The organism is Mycolicibacterium tusciae, assembly GCF_002086795.1.
GTDB lineage: Bacteria > Actinomycetota > Actinomycetes > Mycobacteriales > Mycobacteriaceae > Mycobacterium > Mycobacterium tusciae.
The window spans coordinates 1-3,032 of the sequence record NZ_MVIM01000046.1 but is presented as its reverse complement, the minus strand read 5'-3'; the positions used below and the strand labels follow the sequence as shown (position 1 = coordinate 3,032).

Annotated in this window: 1 protein-coding gene; it reads left to right on the top strand. The window is 64.8% G+C overall.

Annotated elements, in window-relative coordinates:
- Positions 1-3,032 (top strand): non-ribosomal peptide synthetase (locus BST47_RS30010; protein WP_122984577.1); only part of this gene is annotated, 3,032 nt, incomplete at both ends.

Genomic DNA, 3,032 nt, shown 5'->3' with positions numbered 1-3,032 from the left:
GTTCCGTTGTCGTTTGCGCAGAGCCGGTTGTGGTTCATCGATCAGTTGCATGGGCCGTCGCCGGTCTACAACATGCCGGTGGCGTTGCGACTCAGTGGGCGGCTGGATGTCGGGGCGTTGGGGGCGGCGCTGGGTGATGTGGTGGGCCGTCATGAGAGTTTGCGCACGTTGTTCGCCGCGCCTGAGGGGGTTCCCCAGCAGGTGGTGGTGCCGGTGGAGGGGGCCGATTTCGGCTGGGAGGTCGTTGATGCCATCGGCTGGTCTTCGGGCCGGCTGGAGGAGGCCATCGGCGCGGTGGTGCGCCACCCGTTCGACCTGGCGACCCAGATTCCTTTACGAGCAAAGCTTTTCACTGTTGCAGAAGATGAGCACGTGCTGGTCGCGGCGGCCCACCATATCGCTGCTGATGGGTGGTCGATCACTCCGTTGGTGCGGGATTTGGGTGTGGCGTATGCCAGCCGGTGTGTGGGGCAGGCGCCGGGGTGGGCGCCGTTGCCGGTGCAGTATGTCGATTACACGTTGTGGCAGCGTGCGCAACTCGGCGACCTTGATGACAGTCAGAGCCGCATCGCGGGCCAGTTGAGTTACTGGGAGAGCGCGCTGGCGGGGCTGCCGGAGCGGTTGCAGTTGCCTACGGATCGGCCGTATCCCGCGGAGGCCGATTACCGCGGGGCGAATGTGGTGGTGGACTGGCCCGCGGAGTTGCAGCAGCACGTCGCCCGGGTGGCGCGTGAGCACAATGCGACCAGTTTCATGGTGGTGCAGGCGGCGTTGGCGGTGCTGCTGTCCAAGGTCAGCGCCAGTTCGGATGTGGCGGTGGGCTTCCCGATCGCCGGACGCGGCGACCCGGCACTCGATGAGTTGATCGGTTTCTTCGTCAATACGTTGGTGTTGCGGGTCGATCTGGCCGGTGATCCGACCGTCGCTGAGGTGTTGGCTCAGGTGCGTCAGCGCAGCCTGGCGGCCTATGAGCATCAGGATGTGCCGTTCGAGGTGTTGGTGGAACGGCTCAACCCGAGCCGATCATTGGCCCATCATCCGGTGGTGCAGGTGATGTTGGCCTGGCAGGACGACGATCCCTCCGCGGGGTTGGCGTTGGGTGACGTCGGGGCGACGCCGTTGGCGGCGGACACGCATACCGCGCGGATGGATTTGTCGTTTTCGTTGGCTGAGCGTTGGACCGAGACCGGTGAGCCTGCGGGTATCGGTGGCGGGGTGGAGTTCCGTACCGATGTGTTCGATGCGGCCAGTGTTGAGGTGTTGATCGAGCGGTTGCATCGGGTGTTGGTGGCGATGACCGTTGATCCGGCTCGGCGGTTGTCGTCGGTGGATGTGCTCGACGCCGGTGAGCATGTGCGTCTGCAGCAGTGGGGTAATCGGGCGGTGTTGACGCGGCCGGGGTCGGCTGTGGTGTCGATTCCGGCGGTGTTCGGGATGCAGGCGGCGCAGACGCCGGGGGCGGTGGCGTTGACCTTTGATGGTGGCGCGATGACGTATCGCGAGCTGGATGAGGCGGCGAATCGGTTGGCCCATGTGTTGGTTGAGCACGGGGCTGGTCCGGGTCGGTGTGTGGCGGTGTTGGTTCCGCGGTCGGCTGAGGCGGTCGTGGCGATCATGGCGGTGCTCAAGACGGGGGCGGCGTATTTGCCGATGGATCCTGCGCATCCGTCGGCGCGGATGGAGTTCATGCTCGGTGATGCCGCGCCGATCGCGGCGTTGACCACCGCCGCGTTGGCCGATCGGCTGGGCGGGTCAGGTCTGGCAATCATTGATCTCGAGGATCCCCGGATCAAGACCTATCCGGGTGCGGGTTTGGCGGTGCCGGCGCCTGATGAGATCGCCTACATCATTTACACCTCGGGTACTACCGGTGTGCCCAAGGGGGTGGCCGTCACCCATCGCAATGTGGTCCGGTTGCTGGAGGTGTTGGACGGCGATTTGGATTTGTCGGCGGGGCAGGTGTGGACGCAGTGTCATTCGCTGGCTTTCGACTACTCGGTGTGGGAGATCTTCGGGGCGTTGCTGCATGGTGGGCGGCTGGTGGTGGTGCCCGATGCGGTCGTGCGCTCACCAGAAGAGTTGCACGCGTTGCTGGTTGACGAGCAGGTCAGTGTGTTGAGTCAGACACCGTCGGCGTTTTATGCGTTGCAGACTGTTGATGCGTTGGCCCCCGAGCGGGGGAGTCGTCTGAGCCTGCAGACGGTGGTGTTCGGTGGCGAAGCCCTTGAGCCTCAACGTCTTCGGGGTTGGTTTGAGCACCATCCGGGGTTGCCGCGGATGGTCAACATGTATGGCATCACCGAGACGACGGTGCATGCGTCGTTCCGTGAGATCGTCGCCGGTGATGTGGACAGCAGGGTCAGCCCGATCGGGGTGCCGTTGACCCATCTCGGGTTTTTCGTGTTGGACAAGTGGTTGCGTCCGGTGCCGGTCGGGGTGATCGGTGAGTTGTATGTGTCGGGCGCGGGGCTGGCGTGTGGGTATTTGCGTCGGTCGGATTTGACGGCGACGCGGTTTGTGGCGTGTCCGTTCGGTGGGGCCGGGGCTCGGATGTATCGCACCGGAGACCTGGCGTCCTGGAGCGCGGATGGACAGCTGCAATACCTTGGACGCGCTGACGAGCAGGTCAAGATCCGCGGTTACCGCATTGAGCTCGGTGAGGTGCAGGCCGCGCTGGCGGTCATTGACGGGGTGAAACAAGCGGTCGTCATCGCCCGCGAGGACCGCCCCGGCGACAAGCGGCTGGTCGGCTACATCACCGGCACCGCAGAAGCGTCGGCTACCCGCGCCAAGCTCGCCGAGCGCCTGCCGGCCTACATGGTTCCCGCCGCGGTGGTGGCCATCGATGCCCTGCCCCTGACGGTCAACGGAAAACTCGACACCCGCGCCCTGCCGGCACCGGAATACCAAGAAGTCGATCACTACCGCGCCCCAGGCAACTCCACCGAGGAAATCCTGGCCGGTATCTACGCCCAAGTCCTCGGACTAGAGCGCGTCGGGGTCGACGAATCATTCTTCGAACTCGGCGGCGA